The sequence below is a fragment of the Rhizobium sp. Root1334 genome (assembly GCF_001426665.1).
Lineage (GTDB): Bacteria > Pseudomonadota > Alphaproteobacteria > Rhizobiales > Rhizobiaceae > Pararhizobium.
In genome coordinates, this window is the sequence record NZ_LMEY01000030.1 from 79,502 (window position 1) to 95,107 (window position 15,606).

Consider the following 15,606-nt stretch of genomic DNA (forward strand, 5'->3'; position numbering starts at 1 on the left):
GCGATTTTTGGGCGAGTTGGCGAGCGTAAAATGAGACTGCTCGTGGCGCCTAAAGCCGGAAAACCGCCGTTGTTTGCCAGCGATGGTACCGGATGCATGTTCCCCAGGCTTTTGCCTTTGTTGATCTCATTAGGAAACAAATTGATTGGAAAATCAATTGACATTGTTATAGCTTTTGATGTGAGAAAAACTAACATCGATTTCGATGCCGTGGAGCGCATTTTTGTCCAGCCGCCTGCCCCCGTTGAACCCCTTGCGCGCTTTTGAAGCGACTGCCCGGCGTGGTTCGGTTTCGGCAGCAGCCCGCGAGCTCAACGTTACGCATGGTGCGATCAGCCATCAGATAAGAGCGCTGGAACTGTCCTTCAACGCCGCTTTGTTCGAGCGCGGCGGCAAGCGGTTGAAACTGACCTCGCAAGGTGCGCTGCTTTTGCCCGCCGTCACCCATGCCTTCGAGGGCATTGCCGCCGCCACCGCCGCGATGACCCGGCCGACCACCAGCGGCGAGCTGCGCATCGTCTGCGTGCCCGCACTTTTGTCCTTCTGGATGATCCCGCGCCTGCACCAGTTCACCGAACAGTTTCCGGACGTGCAGCTGACGCTGATCGCCTCCAATGACGCCGCTAATCTGTTCTCCGCCGATGTCGATATCTGCCTGCTCTATGGCGACGGCAACTGGCCGGACTGCTGGGCGCGGCTGTGGAGCCGGCTGGAACTGTTTCCAGTGGTCAGCCCCACGCTTCTCAACATGCGGCCGTTGCGGTCGCTACGCGACCTGCGCGATCACGTCATCCTGCACGGTGACGACGGGCGCGAATGGAACACCTGGCTTGCAGCAGCCAACGGCATCGATATCCAGCGTGGCCGCCAGCATTTCATGAGCGACGCCCGGCTTTCGACCGAGGCCGCCCTGCATAATCAAGGCGTAGCGCTCGGCGATACGATTACCGCCGGCAGCCTGATTGCCAAGGGTGAACTGATCGCCCCGTTCGATCTCACCGTTCCGGCCAACGATGCCTTCTATGTCGCCTGCCGCAACGAGGTGCGCGCGGCCCCGATCGTCAAGGTCTTCATCGACTGGTTGTTTTCCGCTCTTGAAAACGACCCGATGCCGGAGTTACAGACCTCGGCACGCACCATCATCCGCGCCCGCACCCACAAGGTCAGTGCGCCGGAACGACAATCCGCCAAGGACAGCTTTCAGCCGGTATCCTCTCCCGCCCGCAACAGGCGTCCGGAACCCGCGCCGAAACGCCGCGCCAAATCTTAAGAATAGCCAAGCCTTATAACCACAGGACAAGCCGATGCCGCATTTCAACCCGCTGATCGCCAAGCTCTCGCCGCCACCGGTGCCATCCGTGCTTGCCTGGGCCAAGGAATATGATGGGTCGCGCGGACCGCTGATCGATCTCAGCCAAGCCGTTCCCGGTTATCCCGCTCATCCGGACATGTTGAACTGGCTGGGTGAAGCCGCCGCCTCCCCCGCATTCACCGGCTATGGCGCGATCGAAGGCGAACAGGTTTTGCGCAGCGCCTATGCGGAACATGTTTCCGGCCTCTACAATGCCAAAGTCAGCGCTGGTAACATCCACATCACCTCCGGCTGCAACCAGGCCTTCATCTGCACGGCCATGGCGATTGCCGGTGCGGGCGATACGATCCTGATGACCAACCCCTTCTATTTCAACCAGCAGACGACGCTGGCGATGCTCGGCATCGGTATTGAACTGGTGCCTTGCGACGCAGGCAGCGGTTTCCTGCCAGATGTCGATGCCATTGCCGCAGCGTTGAAGCCTGGCATTCGCGCGCTGGCGCTGGTGACGCCAAACAACCCGACCGGCGCCGTCTATCCACCCGCGCTGCTGCGCCGAATCTATGACCTTTGCCGCGCCAACCGCACATGGCTGATCCTCGACGAGACCTATCGCGACTTCCTGCCGGAAGGCAGCGATGCACCGCACGATCTTCTGTCTGTCAAGGGGTGGCAAAACAGTCTCGTCTGCCTCTACAGCTTCTCCAAATCATTCTGCATCCCCGGCCATCGGCTTGGCGCCATCACTGCCGGACCGGCCATGGTCGAGCAGGTTGCCAAGATCATGGACAATCTACAGATCTGCGCTCCGCGCTCGGCCCAGGCAGCCGTTGCCAAGGCCATTCCCGCACTTGGCGAATGGAGAGCGGGCAACCGCGCCGAGATCGCCACCCGCGCCGATGCGCTGAAAGAGGTGATGAGCAAGCTCAAAGGCTGGAAGCTGCAGGCGATCGGCGCCTATTTCGCTTACATCCGCCATCCCTATCCGGATATCCGTTCGGAATTCGTCGCCGAAAAACTGGCGAAGATCGCTGGCGTCGTCTGCTTGCCGGGTGATTATTTCGGCGAAGGCCAGGAAGGCTATCTGCGCTTCGCCTTCGCCAATGCCGATGCGCCGACCATCCTGAAACTCGAGGAACGGCTGTCGGGCTTCAACCTGCCGGGAATCTGATCAGCGGAAAATCAGCCCCGGCGGGCGATGAGGATACCGGCAAGCACCACCGCTCCGCCGATGGCCTGCATCAGCCCGACCGGCTCGCTGAGCAACAGCCACGCGAGTATTGCCGCCACGACCGGCTGTAACAGCAGCGTCAGCGATGAAAACGCCGGCGGCAGGAAGGCCAGCGCATAGATGATCAGCCCCTGCCCGCCCGCATGGCTGATGAAGGCAAGGCCAAACAGGATCGCCCAGCCGAACAATGCGGTCGGCATGAAACTCGCCTCGAAGAAGAACGCGATCGGAAGCATGCAGACGGCGGCCGATCCCGTGCTCCAGATCATGATCCGGTTGGTGGAGAAGCGGCTGCGCAGACGGCCGATCGACAGGATATAGCCGGCATAGAAGACCGCAGCCAATGCCGCCGTCGCATCACCCGCCAGTTGGCCGTCACCGAGCGCTGCCGGCCCGCCCTTCAAGATGACGACACCCGCGAGCGCTGTCGCAAGACCCGCAATGAACACACCACTGACATGGGCGCGAAACAAAAGCCATGAGCCGAGCGTGACAAAGATCGGGGCCAGATTGGCAAGCAACGTCGCATTGGCAACCGATGTCATGTGCAGCGCCAGATGCCAGGCGGCGAGATCGACAGCGAGAAAGACACCCGGCAACACAAGCAGAGCGTAATCCGCCAGTCCGGCGGGACGTTGATCGGTCACCGTATTCCCGGCCGTCCTCGACCAGATCACAAGCGGCAGAAGCGCCAGCGCCACTCGCCAGAACGCCGTCGCCATCGGCCCGACTTCCGAAAGGCGCACGAAGATGGGCGAACCGCCGATCGCAGCGCCACCGATCAGAAGGGCAATCAGTGCAAGCCGGTTGGCAGATGGCGAGGCCGTGGAGGATACGGGAAGTGCGGTGTCTGACACGAAAGCTGTCCAATAAAACGGGCGCAGCACGTGCCACACCATAGGGCCCCGAAACTATCAGAACGGTTCGCGGGGAAACAGCAACTTCCATACATGGAATGATCAGAAACGGTGAACTTAGGCCCGCAGACGCTGCGTCTGCGGGCATCGGCTCAAATCAGACGAACGGTCTCAGGCCGCATCCGGCCGGTGAACCGTCTTCACCTCGAGGAAATCCTCCAGCCCGAACATGCCACCTTCGCGGCCATTACCGGATTGCTTGTAGCCGCCGAACGGGCTGCCATAGCGATGCGGCCCACCGTTGATATGGACCATGCCTGCGCGAAGCCGCGAGGCGACGCGCTCGGCACGCTTGGGGTCACCCGTCTGGACATAGGCGGCAAGACCGTAATTGGTATCGTTGGCAATCTCGATCGCTTCTTCTTCTGTCTCGAACGGCATGATGGCCAGCACCGGACCAAACACCTCTTCGCGGGCGATGCGCATGCCATTGTTGACATCGGCAAAGATCGTCGGCTTGACGAAATAGCCGGTCTCAAAACCTTCCGGCTTTCCGGCACCGCCGACGAGAACGCGCGCGCCTTCGGCGATGCCCGCCTCGATCAGCGCCTGCACCCGGCCGAACTGAACGTCGCTGACCAGCGGCCCGATATGGCTGCCTTCCTTGGTCGGATCGCCGACTTTGGCTTCTTTACCCACCCGCGTGGCGATTTCGACAGCCTTGTCATAGACCGACTTCTGGACGAGCAGGCGGGTCGGCGCATCGCAGGACTGGCCGGAATTGTTGAAGCATTCCAGCACGCTGCCTGCAACGCGGTCTTCGAGATCGGCGTCTTCGAAAACGATGTTCGGCGACTTGCCGCCCAGCTCCAGCGTCACGCGCTTGACCGTTTCGGCCGCATCCTTACTGACGGCGATGCCGGCGCGGGTCGAGCCCGTGAACGACATCATGTCGACGTCCTTGTGCTTGGAAAGGGCCGCACCGACATTCAGGCCATCGCCATTGACGAGATTGAAGCTACCGGCCGGGAAGCCAGCCTCATGCACCATCTCGGCATAGAGCATCGCGTTCAGCGGCGTGAATTCGGACGGTTTCAACACGCAGGTCGAGCCGGTCGCAAGGGCGGGAACGACCTTCAGCGCAATCTGGTTGATCGGCCAGTTCCATGGTGTGATCAGCCCGCAAACGCCGATCGGCTCGCGCAGCATGACGTCGCCGTTCGGCAGCACTTCGCGCGTATGCAGACGCTTCAGGGCATCGATGAAGCCCTGGAGATGGCCAACGCCAACATCGGCCTGCTGCTCGGTGCTCATGGTGATCGGCGCGCCGAGTTCCATGGTGATGGTCTGCGCCATCTCTTCATAGCGGCGCTTGTAGATGGCCAGCAGCTTTTCCAGAAGTACCAGCCGCTCTTCCGTCGTCGTCCGGCTATAGGTGGCAAACGCCTTCTTGGCGGCGGCTACAGCGCGATCGATATCGCCTGCCGTTCCCATGGAAATAACCGCAACCGGCTTTTCGGTTGCAGGGTTCAGAACCTCGAGATCATTGGCAACCAGCGGAGCGACCCATTCGCCGTTGATGTAGAACTTGCGTTTATCGAGCATGCTTCTTGTCCTTCCCGTCAGATCGTCTTCTGTTTTTCGTTGAGCCAATCGCTGATCAATTGGCGGTAGCGTTCACCGCTGAAGCTTGGAAAATGACCGCCATGCACAATGCGGACGGGGATTTTCAACAGGCGCTCCATCGAGGAGAGATAGTCTCCGGCGTCGGAATGATAGGTATCCTCGATCAACGGGCCGTCGTAGAGAATATCGCCGGAGAACAGAATTTCGGTCGCCTTCTCGTAAAGCGCAATCCCCCCGGGCGAATGACCGGGCGTATGAATGACCTCGAAAACCCGGTCGCCGAGATCGATCACATCGCCATCTTCAAGGATGCGCGTCGCCGGCGCTTTCTTCACCGCATAGCATTTCGAGCAATACGGCTCCGGCGGCAGCGCATCGAAGATTTCGTCGGTGACATAGGGATCGGCAAGCGTGTTTTCCCGCGTCGGATTGGCGAGCAGCCCGGCCTCGGCCGAGTGCACGGCGCGGCATTCGAACTCGTGATGGCAACCGATATGGTCGAAATGCGTGTGGCTCGCGACAGCGATCAGATCGCGCCCTGTGACCAACGGCACATGTTCCCTGAGCGAGACGACGCCCATGCCGCTATCGACCAGCATGTCGCGGTCCCGGCCGCGCACATGCCAGATGTTACAACGGTAGAATTCCTGGATGAACGGCTCGGAAATGGCGGTGACATCGTCATCGAGACGCTTCACCTGATACCATTTGTCCGCGCTGATGCGTTGCATGTTCAATTCCTGCTCTGGGGCAAGGCTACGATATCGGCGAGACTGACCGCAAGGGGGACGATCTGGCCGTCAGCCACCGCTGCGGATTGCGGCATATGCGCCACGATGGACAGATCCGGAGCCTTCGCCGGTTTCAGATGGCAGCGGTAATGCGTGCCGAAAAAGGCACTGCCGGTGACCTTGGCCTCCCCCAGCGGCACGACCGGATCGTCGGCCTCCCCCGCCCGGCGAAAATGTTCCGGCCGGATACAGAGCACCACCCGCTGGCTGGAAACCAGCACTGAAGCCGTAAAGCTAGTGATCGGCAGCGCTATCGAGCCAACCGCCGTTTCGACGAGAGCAGACGCCGCATCGACGCTTTTCACTTGGCCCGGGATGAAATTCACCTCCCCCATGAAACCTGCGGAAAAGACCGAACGCGGCCGCATGTAGATATCGGCGGGCGGGCCAAAGTCCTCGATCCGGCCCTGGTTCATGACAACGATCCGGTCGGCGATCGCCATCGCCTCTTCCTGATCGTGGGTCACATGCACGAAGGTGGTGCCGACCCGCTTCTGGATCGCCTTCAATTCATCCTGCATCTGCCGGCGCAGTTTCAGATCAAGCGCCCCCAGCGGCTCATCGAGCAGCAGCACATCGGGATCGACGGCAAGTGCGCGGGCTAGGGCGACGCGCTGGCGCTGGCCGCCTGAAAGCTCATGCGGCTTCTTGTCGGCGGATGATTTCAGGCCGACAAGATCGAGAAAGCCGAGCGCCTTTTCGTCCCTCTGCGCCCTTGCCACGCCGCGCATCCTGAGCCCAAAGCCGACATTGTCGCGCAACTTCATGTGTGGAAACAGCGCATAATCCTGAAACATCGTCGTCGTCGGGCGCTTTGCCGGCGGCACGCTGGTCATGTCCTTGCCACCGATCATCACCTTGCCTCTGGTCGGAGACTGGAAGCCACCAAGGATCGACAGCAATGTGGTCTTGCCGCAGCCCGACGGGCCGAGCAGGACAATAAACTCACCGGCCTTGATATCGAGCGAAACGTCATTCAGCGCGGTGAAGGCGCCAAACGTCTTGGTGGCGTTATGAACCGAAACCGCAGCGGTCATGATTTTTTCGTCCTTCCGAACAGGGTCAGTTCCAACACCGCCAGCACCGCGACGGATACAAGGAAGACCAGCGAGCCGATGGCGTTGGTTTTGGGGTTAAGACCGGAGCGTAGCAGGCTCCAGATTTCAACTGGCAGCGTCACGTCGAAGCGCGACAACAGGAACGCGATGATGAACTCATCCCAGCTGAAGGTGACCGACAGGAAGAATGCAGCAAGGATCGACGGCATCAGCATCGGCGCGGTCACCAGCACCATCACCTTGATATCGCTGGCGCTGAGGTCTCGTGCAGCGCGCTCGATGTTGATGTGATGATCGCCCATCGAGGAATAGATGATGGCAAAGCAGAGCGGCAGGTTGATCACCACATGGCCGATCCCGACAGTCCATAGCGACAGTCTGATGCCGAATGTATTGAGCACCGTCAGGAGCCCGAGCGCGATGATCAGATAGCTGACGGTCATCGGCGCTATCAGCAGACCGCGCTGCAACGCCGAACCCGGCAGCTTGTAACGAGCGAGCGCATAGGCCGCGAGAAAACCCAGCAGGCAGGCGATCAGCGACGAGACGATGGCGACAATGAAGGAGTTTCCGAGCGCCGCCATCAGCTTGCGATCGGCAAAGACAGCCTCGTACCATTGCAGCGAAAAGCCGTTGAACGGCGGCACCGGCAGGCGGCCATCCTGAAAGGAGAACAGCACCAGCACCGCAACCGGAAGGAAGATGAAGCCGTAGATCAGGCCAGCATAGGCATATGAGGCGATCCTGGTCATCATATCGCGCATCTCAAGCCCTTTCGATCTTCAGCCAACGGGCGCAGAGCACATAAGCTGCGGTTACGGCCAGCATCAAGATGATCGACAGCGCCGCCGCCATCGGGAAATCCGCCCGGCGGCCAAGCTGCAGCATGACGATCTGCGGCAAGACCAGCTCGTTGTTGCCGCCAAGAATCTGCGGCGTGACATAGTCACCGATGCAAAGGACGAAGGTCAAAAACGCACCGGTCATGATCCCCGGCAATGTCAGCGGCAGGATGACATGCCAGAAGGTCTGCAGCCCATTCGCGCCGAGATCGGCCGCCGCCCGGCGATAGTTCGGCGAGAGCTGGATCAGATTGGCGTAGATCGTCAGCGTCAGCAGCATGACGAAGAAATGCACGAAGCCGATCACCGTTGCCGTCCGGTTGCTGGCGATCTCCAGCGGTTCGGCCACAACACCAAGCGTCATCAGCGTCTGGTTGATCACACCGTTCTTCGACAGCACCAAGAGCCAGGAATAGGACCGCACCACATAGGACGTCCAGAACGGTAAAACCGCCATGATCAGCGCCAAACGTTGAAACCGTTTCGGCACCCGCTCGGCGATGATCCAGGCGAGCGGGTAGGCAAGAAGCACCGACAGCACCGTGACGATCAGGGTGATTTCGAGCGAATTCATAAGTCCCTTGAACAGTGAATCCTTGGCAAAAAAGGCGATGTAGTTGTCGAGATTCCAGGCGCGGACGATCTGTCCGCTCTCCCGCGACCACAGGCTCATCGCCGCCATGAACAGGAACGGCAAGACGAAGAAGGCGATCGTCCACAAGAGTGCCGGCGCGACAAAACCCCAGGCCTTGCGGCGTTCGGTATCTTCGAGGGTGATGGTGGACATGATAATAGCTCCAGTGCCGGAATAGCCCCTCATCCGGCCTGCCGGCCACCTTCTCCCCGTCAACGGGGAGAAGGGAGATGCCGAAATCTCTGTCGTCCCCTCTCCCCGCAAGCGGGGAGAGGGCTAGGGTGAGGGGCAATGCTTGCGCAGTCTTGTTACTGCTGCATCATGTCCGTCCAGGCATCCTGCATCTTCTGGTCAAGCTCGGCGCTCGGGATCGGATAAAGCTGCGTCTTCTTCAGATATTCGGCCTGGTCGTTCCAGCGCAGCGCCGCTTTCTGGGCGTCGGTCAGGTGCTCGCCGGCCTTCATGTTGGCGGGCATTGCCCAGTAGCAGGACGAGGTCGCCAGCCGCGCCTGCCCTTCGGGGCTGACAATATACTGGACGAATTTCAGCGCCAGATCCTGTTTCTTCGATGCCTTCATCACGCCAATCGATTGTGCCCAACGGACCGCGCCCTGATCCGGCACCGTCCAGTCGAGGTTGGGCTTTTCGCCCGAGAGTGCAGCGGTAATCCATTCGCCACCGCCGACGAGAATATCGACCTCACCGGTTGCCAGCGCCGTCTGCGACGAGACGACGTCGCTCACTTGCTTGGAGACTTTCTTCATCTCCGACAGCTTTTCGGTGATAGCCGGCATGTCCGCGTCGGACAGCTCGGCGGTCTTCTTGCCAAGGCCAAGCGCCACAAGGCCGATCATCGGGAGATAATAATCATAGAGCGCGATACGGCCCTTGTACTTGTCTGACCAGATGACCGAGAGGTCCTTCATGTCGGCGGGATCGACCTTGGTCTTGTCAAAGGAGATCGTGTTGTAGCCAAATTTTTCGGTGACGGCGTAGGTCTTGCCGTCCTTCATATTGTTGGCTTCCATCCGCACTTCCGGGAAGATATCGGCCGTCGGCAGCTTGTCGGCGGGAATTTCGGCAAGAAGATCAAGACCGACGGCGCGCTGGACATCGACGCCGTCGATGACGAGCACATCCCAGTCACCTGGCTGCGACTGTTCGAGGATCGACAATGCCGCGCCGGTTCCCTCGTAGTCCTTGAGGTTGACCTTGACATCATTGGCCTTTTCGAACGGCTCGACCAGCGCCGGGTCCGTATGATCGCACCAGACCAGGGCATTCAGTTCTTCGGTCGCAAACGCCGGTGCAGGCGCGGTGACGGTGGAGACGGCAGCGAGCGAGACCGCAGCCACGGAAGAGAAAAATCGACGCGCGAAAGCGCCATTCACGGAAGTGATCATCGCGTTGCCCTCTGGTTTACAGCGCTCATTGCGGCGCCTTCACAAAAAGATTGAATGAATTCAATTTTTAAGTCAATGTCATTTTTGAGGACATTCAAAAAAAGGAAAAAGGCGGCATGACCGGGCTTCGTGCACGACAGAAAGCCGATAGGAACCGGCGCATTTTGCAGGCAGCGACAATCCTTTTTCGGGAAGTTGGTTATGACAGCGCCCGCATCGAAGATATCGCCGAGCGCGCGGAAGTCTCGGTGGGCACGTTCTACAATTACTATCAGAACAAGGGCGATATCCTGGTCGCCGCCGTGTCCATGGAAGTCGAGGAAGTGCTTGCAGCCGGTAAAGCGATCGTTGACAGCCCGCCCGAGACCGTTGGCGAGGCGCTGAAAGTCCTGATTGGTCAATATTACGATCATTCCCTTGTCTATCTCAGCAAGGAAATGTGGCGCACCGCCATGGCGATCTCGATCCAGCAGCCGGAGAGCCCGTTCAGCCGGCGTTATACGGAGCTCGACGGCCGGCTCTGCGACCAGGTCTCGACGCTGATTGCCAAATTGCAGCGGCGTGGCGGTGTCATGCCGGGTATCGACACGGCCGCCACCGGCCAGATGTTCTTCAACAATCTCAACATGATGTTCATCGAATTCGTCAAGGACGAGGCGATGACGCTCGACGCACTGAAAGACATCGTCAGCAGGCAGAACCGGCCGCTGGCAACACTGATCAGTAGTCCGAAACTACAATAACAATCAGGATATCAGGGATGGAACATACAGACACTGCGGTCCTTACAGCTGCCGACAGCCTCGTCGAGGCCTTCTCGAAACATGACCGCGATCGCTATTTCGCGGCCTTTTCAAAGGACGCGACCTTCATCTTCCACAATCTCGATCGCCCGTTGAGAAGCCGCGCGGATTATGAAGCGGAATGGGCGCTCTGGGAACGCGACGGTTTCAAGGTTCTCTCCTGCACCTCCAGTGATCGCAACCTCCAGATGCTCGGGAGCGTAGCGATTTTCACCCATGATGTTGAAACCCGGGCGGAATTCGGCGGTAAAACCATCACAAGTCAGGAACGGGAAACGATCATTTTCGAAAGACAGCCGGACGGCAAATGGCTCGCCGTCCACGAGCACCTTTCCCGCGCCTCCTGAAAATCCAAAGCCCCTGCATCCAGAGGGATCAGGGGCTTGATACAAACATCGATGTTATGCTGTCTGTTAAACTCAGATCGCGCCGCAGACCATTGCGGTCACAAACAGGAAGGCAGCGGCCAATGCAGTGGCCTGCGCTGCCATCGTCCAGGATAAATGCGGCGCAGAATGCGCGCCAAAGCTCACCGGACTTTTCTGCATGACTGGTTTCGAACCTTGCATATTGTCCTCCACGAGAGTGTTGCAGATGTCTGCCGCCATCACGGCCGCAGCGCCATACGTTTTCTCCGTTATTTTACACCAAGTTTATAGATATTATTTTCTGCTTTTGGCGCCCCGCAGGAAAAAACCAACCCAAAGGCCCGTCTCCACCGGATGAAAGCCACCGCGTTCTCAATGTCCCCTCTCAAGCGCCCTCTGCTGGACAAGCCGGGACCAGCGTTCGCTGAACCACGGCGTCAAAAGGGAAACATCCGCCTGACTGTGCGGTTTGGTCAACGCACCGTCCGTCTCGGTGGATGTCCATACCTTGAAGGTCGTCAACTCATGCTTGCCGAATGTCTGGATCAACGGGATATCGGCTGCATCGCGGCCGCGCGCCACGGCAATACGGCCAATACGCGGCACATTGTGGCGGGCATCGAACGTATACCAGCGATCATCGAGAAACACCTCGAACCACGCATTGAAGTCCATCGGTGCCGGATTGTCCGTTGCGCCAATATCGCCCATGTAACCGTTGACGTAACGCGCCGGCATGTTCATGGAGCGGCAGAGCGTCACGGCAAGGTGCGCATAGTCGCGGCACACCCCTGCCCTTTCCTCATGTGCTTCCATCGCGGTGCGTAGCGTTGCCGTGTAGCCGTAACTGAAGGTCAGGCGCTGATGCACGTAGTCGCATATCGCCTGAACACGCGCCCAACCGGGCTCGATTTCACCGAAAAGGCGCCAGGCAAGCGCACCGAAACGGTCGGTTTCGCAATAACGGCTGGCTGACAGGTAGGGCAGGCATTCGGGTGGCAGTTTTTCGACCGGCACAGCCTGAGCCCCTCGGTTCACGGAATCTGGCCACCCGCTATCCTTGATTACTGCATCATAGGTCAAGCGCAGGCCGCCTGCGGGAACAACCATCCGCATACAGACATTTCCGAAGGGGTCGGTAACCTCTCCCATTTTTATCACCGGATCGGAAATCGGCCCGCACTCGCTGACGATATCGTGCCGCCTTGTGCGATCCACAGACAAAAAGGTCATCATAGGGGTCGGTTGACTGCAATTGATGCCTATTTCGTAACCCAACCGAATAAACATGTGCCACCTCCACCACACGGCAGGAACGGACATGCCACCGATTTGTTCCGGTTTCAGATTCGCAAAAATGGCCGGGCGCGCCTCCCGCGCAGGAACACGTCCACACCGTGTCCCATGCCTCCAGACAGGCCGCTAGACGACCAGCATCGCCCGCAGATCATTGACATTGGTGCCAGTCGGGCCGGGCACGAACAGATCACCGCTGGCGCTGAATGCGCTCCAGGCATCGTGGCGGGCGAGATGATCGCGGGGATCGGCGCCCGCCGCCCCCATACGGCTCACAGTTGAACCGTCGGCAAAGGCACCGGCATTGTCCTCCGACCCGTCAATCCCATCGGTATCGGCCGCCAGCGCATGAACACCCTCGACACCGTCGATATCCAGCGCAAGCGAAAGCAGGAACTCACTGTTGCGGCCGCCCTTGCCATAGGCATCGCCCGCAATCGTTACCGTGGTTTCGCCACCGGACAGGATCACCACCGGCTTTGAGAACGGGCGGTTGCGCAGCGCAGTTTCCCGGGCGATGGCGGCATGCATCCGGCCGATATCGCGGGCTTCCCCCTCGATCGCATCCGACAGGATCACCGCCTCGACGCCCAGCGCGCGCGCTTTCGCCGCTGCCGCCTCCAGCGAGACGCTGGCTGATGCGATGACATGGTGCTGTTGATTGCCAAATGCCGGATGATCTGGGGTGGGTGCAGCGGCCTGCTCCGAGCGCAGATGCTGCATCACGGCTTCCGGCAGTGTCATGCCGTAACGGCTGACAATGGCCAAAGCCTCAGCAGGCGTGGACATATCGGGAATCGTCGGGCCGGAGGCAACAAAGGCCGGATTGTCGCCGGGCACGTCGGAGACGATCAGGCTGACGACCCGCGCCGGTGCAGCAGCAAAAGCCAGCCGCCCACCCTTGATGCGAGAGACATGCTTGCGCACCACATTCATCGCCGAGATCGGCGCGCCGGACGCAAGCAGGGCCTTGTTGACGGCAATTTCGTCAGCCAAGGTCAGACCTTGCGGCGGCGCGGGCAACAGCGACGAGCCACCACCGGACACCAACGCCACCACCAGATCGTCCGGTGTGAGCCCCTCGACCAGCCGCAGCAGCTCCGCCGATCCGGCAAGCCCAGCCTCGTCCGGCACCGGATGGGCCGATTGCAGCACGCGGATGCGCTCGCACACGGCGATCGGACCATGACGCGCAACGACAGCGCCCTCCAGTGGCCCATCCCACAGGCTTTCGAACGCCGCTGCCATCTGGCTTGCCGCCTTGCCTGCGCCGACGACGATCGTGCGCCCTTTCGGCTTTTCCGGCAGGTGGGCACGGATGGCGGCAAGCGGATCGGCTGCTTCGACGGCCGCCTCAAACAAGCTCGTCAGGAAGGCACGGGGGTCAGCAATCATCAAATCAGCCTGCAATCTCGAAATCATAAACGAAGACACCATCGACGCCGCCCTCGGTCGCGGCAACGATCCGGCCGCCCGCCTTTTCATGCGCCGGATGGACAAGATAGGCATCGCGCGCCGCCGCATCGGCAAAATCGATGATAAACCCGCTGTTATAGCCCTTGCCCAGGCCTTCCGGACTGACATTGGGACCAGCGGTAAAACTAAGATAGCCGGGAACCAACGCCTGCAGCGCGGCGATATCAGACAGGATCGACTGCCGCTCGGAATCAGCAACGGCTGACTGAAAGCGGATGAAGACACAATGGCGGATCATGGCAGGCTCCTATCGGATATCGGCGCGCGCCCGCGGCCGTTGATCGTTGCGCTCATGGCTGAAGATGGTGGCCGGAAGCGGTTGCCGCTCACGGATAATGTCCGAACCCTTTTCGCCCATCATGATCGTCGGCCCGTTGGTATTGCAAGAGGGAACGCGCGGCATGACCGAACTGTCGCAGACGCGAAGCCCCTCCAGTCCATGCACCCGCAAATCCAGCCCGACGACGGCGTCAGCACCGGTTCCCATCTTGCAGGTCCCGACGGGATGATGATCGGTCTTGGCATTGGCGCAGCCGTATTCGAACAACTCGTCATCGGTCATCACTTGCGGCCCGGGCAGTCGCTCGGCCATGATGTAAGGTTTCAGCGCCTGCTGCTGGAAGATTTCGCGGGCGATTTTCAGGCCTTCCAGCGACATCTTGCGATCATGCGGATCGCTCCAGTAATTCGGATCGATCAGCGGGGCGGCCGCCGGATCGGAAGACGACAGCCGGACGGTACCGCGCGAACGCGGATGCAGATAGGCGGAATTCAGCGTCACGCCGGCATTCTTCAGTTTCTCGACACCGGCCTCGATGCCGGAGCCGAGCCCCAGATGGAACTGGATATCGGGTGAGCGTGCATTCGGATCGGCATACCAGAAGCCGCCGGTCTCAAACAACGATGAGGCGACCGGACCGGAGCGGAACAGCACATATTGTAGACCGGCCCAGACGGTGCGGTGCAGTTTCGCGACGCCGTCATAGGTATGATCGCCGGTGCATTCGGAAATGACAAAGAGGTCGAGATGATCCTGAAGATTGCTGCCGACACCCGGCAGGTCATGTTTCACATCGACGCCGACAGAACGCAGATGATCGGCCGGGCCGATGCCCGATTGCTGCAGCAGTTTCGGCGATCCGATAGCCCCGGAAGAGACCAACACCTCGCGTTCGGCGCGGATGGTTTCCAATCCCTTTGCAGTCGCGACCTCGACGCCAACTGCGCGCATTCCCTCCAGCACAATCCGCGTCACCCGCGCGCCGAGCCGGACGGTCAGGTTCTTGCGATCCCTGATCGGGTTGAGATAGGCGAGCGACGCCGACGAGCGGCGGCGGTTGCGCTGGGTCAGCTGATAGAAGCCGACGCCTGCCTGCTGCTTGCCATTGAAATCGTGATTGTAGGGAATGCCAAGCTCCTGCCCCGCGCGGATATAGGCATCGCAGATCGGCAGCCCTGAGACCGGCATGGAGACGCCGAGCGGTCCGCCATAGGAATGGTAATCGTCGGCAAAACGCTGATTGTCTTCCGAGCGTTTGAAATAGGGCAACACGTTGCGGTAATCCCAGCCGGTGCAGCCGTCCTCGCTGGCCCAGAGATCGTAATCGGCCGCATTGCCGCGCGTATAAAGCTGCGCGTTGATCGACGAGCCGCCGCCGATCACTTTGGCCTGCGTATAGCGCAGAACCCGGTTCTTCATGTGCTTCTGCGGCACGGTCTCCCAGCCCCAGCTGGCGACACCCTTGGTCATCTTGGCAAAGCCAGCCGGCATATGGAACAGAGGATTCCAGTCGCTGCCGCCAGCCTCGAGCAGCAGCACCTTGACATCTGCGTCTTCGGTCAGCCGGTTGGCAAGCACGCAACCGGCCGGTCCGGCACCGGTGATGATGTAGTCATAGGTCATGTCGTC

The 15,606-nt window shown here is 60.1% G+C and carries 17 protein-coding genes; 5 read left to right on the forward strand and 12 right to left on the reverse strand.

What is annotated here, in order from left to right; genetic code table 11:
- Positions 1-30 precede the first annotated feature (30 nt).
- From ASD36_RS30860 to ASD36_RS27640, 3 genes are read left to right on the forward strand one after another with little or no spacing between them, the layout of a single operon-like run.
- Positions 31-267, forward strand: coding sequence for a hypothetical protein (locus ASD36_RS30860; RefSeq protein WP_156393926.1), 237 nt, complete (start codon positions 31-33; stop codon positions 265-267).
- Positions 224-1,270, forward strand: a complete 1,047-nt coding sequence (locus ASD36_RS27635; RefSeq protein ID WP_112834581.1) for a LysR substrate-binding domain-containing protein — start codon at positions 224-226, stop codon at positions 1,268-1,270. Before ASD36_RS30860 ends, ASD36_RS27635 begins: the two co-directional genes overlap by 44 nt.
- 34 nt (positions 1,271-1,304) lie before the next feature.
- Positions 1,305-2,483: an aminotransferase gene (locus ASD36_RS27640; RefSeq protein WP_060505948.1), complete on the forward strand. Its 1,179-nt coding sequence runs from the start codon at positions 1,305-1,307 to the stop codon at positions 2,481-2,483.
- Between the two features lie 11 nt (positions 2,484-2,494).
- Here ASD36_RS27640 and ASD36_RS27645 read toward each other — a convergent pair whose 3' ends face one another.
- The 7 genes from ASD36_RS27645 to ASD36_RS27675 form a co-directional block, all read right to left on the reverse strand.
- Positions 2,495-3,340 carry a DMT family transporter gene (locus tag ASD36_RS27645; protein WP_112834582.1) on the reverse strand — a complete coding sequence of 282 codons (846 nt, stop codon included), beginning with the start codon at positions 3,338-3,340 and terminating at the stop codon, positions 2,495-2,497.
- Positions 3,341-3,571: 231 nt separating this feature from the next.
- A complete protein-coding gene (locus ASD36_RS27650) occupies positions 3,572-5,005 on the reverse strand; it encodes an aldehyde dehydrogenase family protein (RefSeq protein ID WP_060505949.1) in 1,434 nt (477 codons plus the stop codon).
- A 17-nt stretch (positions 5,006-5,022) separates the two neighbouring features.
- Positions 5,023-5,757, reverse strand: coding sequence for an MBL fold metallo-hydrolase (locus tag ASD36_RS27655; RefSeq protein WP_060505950.1), 735 nt, complete (start codon positions 5,755-5,757; stop codon positions 5,023-5,025).
- A 2-nt stretch (positions 5,758-5,759) separates the two neighbouring features.
- Positions 5,760-6,854 (reverse strand): ABC transporter ATP-binding protein, encoded by a 1,095-nt coding sequence (locus ASD36_RS31790; protein WP_060505951.1) that lies wholly within the window; start codon positions 6,852-6,854, stop codon positions 5,760-5,762.
- Positions 6,851-7,639 carry an ABC transporter permease gene (locus tag ASD36_RS27665; RefSeq protein WP_060505952.1) on the reverse strand — a complete coding sequence of 263 codons (789 nt, stop codon included), beginning with the start codon at positions 7,637-7,639 and terminating at the stop codon, positions 6,851-6,853. The genes ASD36_RS31790 and ASD36_RS27665 overlap by 4 nt, the downstream gene beginning before the upstream one ends.
- A gap of 1 nt (position 7,640) precedes the next feature.
- A complete protein-coding gene (locus ASD36_RS27670) occupies positions 7,641-8,504 on the reverse strand; it encodes an ABC transporter permease (protein ID WP_060506092.1) in 864 nt (287 codons plus the stop codon).
- Positions 8,505-8,659: 155 nt separating this feature from the next.
- Positions 8,660-9,754, reverse strand: a complete 1,095-nt coding sequence (locus tag ASD36_RS27675; protein ID WP_060505953.1) for a spermidine/putrescine ABC transporter substrate-binding protein — start codon at positions 9,752-9,754, stop codon at positions 8,660-8,662.
- Positions 9,755-9,870: 116 nt separating this feature from the next.
- Between ASD36_RS27675 and ASD36_RS27680 the strand changes: the two genes are divergently transcribed.
- Both ASD36_RS27680 and ASD36_RS27685 read left to right on the forward strand, forming a co-directional pair.
- Positions 9,871-10,497 carry a TetR/AcrR family transcriptional regulator gene (locus tag ASD36_RS27680; RefSeq protein WP_060505954.1) on the forward strand — a complete coding sequence of 209 codons (627 nt, stop codon included), beginning with the start codon at positions 9,871-9,873 and terminating at the stop codon, positions 10,495-10,497.
- A gap of 17 nt (positions 10,498-10,514) precedes the next feature.
- The gene (locus ASD36_RS27685; RefSeq protein ID WP_060505955.1) at positions 10,515-10,904 is read left to right on the forward strand and encodes a nuclear transport factor 2 family protein; all 390 of its coding nucleotides are present in this window, start codon (positions 10,515-10,517) and stop codon (positions 10,902-10,904) included.
- A 72-nt stretch (positions 10,905-10,976) separates the two neighbouring features.
- Here ASD36_RS27685 and ASD36_RS27690 read toward each other — a convergent pair whose 3' ends face one another.
- From ASD36_RS27690 to ASD36_RS27710, 5 genes are all read right to left on the reverse strand, one after another.
- Positions 10,977-11,165, reverse strand: coding sequence for a hypothetical protein (locus ASD36_RS27690; protein ID WP_060505956.1), 189 nt, complete (start codon positions 11,163-11,165; stop codon positions 10,977-10,979).
- Positions 11,166-11,297: 132 nt separating this feature from the next.
- The gene (locus ASD36_RS27695) at positions 11,298-11,942 is read right to left on the reverse strand and encodes a transglutaminase family protein (protein ID WP_347360145.1); all 645 of its coding nucleotides are present in this window, start codon (positions 11,940-11,942) and stop codon (positions 11,298-11,300) included.
- A 405-nt stretch (positions 11,943-12,347) separates the two neighbouring features.
- The gene (locus ASD36_RS27700; protein WP_112834575.1) at positions 12,348-13,619 is read right to left on the reverse strand and encodes a glycerate kinase; all 1,272 of its coding nucleotides are present in this window, start codon (positions 13,617-13,619) and stop codon (positions 12,348-12,350) included.
- 1 nt (position 13,620) lies between these two features.
- A complete protein-coding gene (locus tag ASD36_RS27705; protein WP_060505958.1) occupies positions 13,621-13,935 on the reverse strand; it encodes a Dabb family protein in 315 nt (104 codons plus the stop codon).
- A 9-nt stretch (positions 13,936-13,944) separates the two neighbouring features.
- Entirely contained in the window at positions 13,945-15,600 is a 1,656-nt protein-coding gene (locus ASD36_RS27710) for a GMC family oxidoreductase N-terminal domain-containing protein (RefSeq protein WP_060505959.1), read from the reverse strand.
- Positions 15,601-15,606 lie beyond the last annotated feature (6 nt).